This is a genomic window from Microbulbifer okhotskensis (assembly GCF_023895975.1).
Taxonomy (GTDB): domain Bacteria; phylum Pseudomonadota; class Gammaproteobacteria; order Pseudomonadales; family Cellvibrionaceae; genus Microbulbifer; species Microbulbifer okhotskensis.
The window spans coordinates 1-287 of record NZ_JALBWM010000465.1; the positions used below are offsets into that span (position 1 = coordinate 1).

Consider the following 287-nt stretch of genomic DNA (forward strand, 5'->3'; position numbering starts at 1 on the left):
ATGAAGGCATTGGAGGCGCGATAGAGCTCGTGGGACAGTCCCGAGCGGGTGACCAGGTTGCCCATCAGGATAAACAGCGGAATCACCGACAAGCTGTATTCCTGGGCGGTGGAAATGACCCGCGACGTGGCCATGGCCAGTGGCGCCGTCCAGCGGAAATCCATCAGGTTGTCGATGCGCAGGCCCGACAGGTAGGCAAAGCCGAAAAAGCCCACCAGGGCCATGGCGAAGGCCAGGGGTATGCGCACCATTACAATCAAAAGCAGAAGCAGGGCGAAGCCTATCAG

The 287-nt window shown here is 59.6% G+C and carries 1 protein-coding gene; it reads right to left on the minus strand.

What is annotated here, in order from left to right:
* Positions 1-287 (minus strand): TRAP transporter large permease subunit (locus MO867_RS22940; protein WP_252473456.1); only part of this gene is annotated, 287 nt, incomplete at both ends.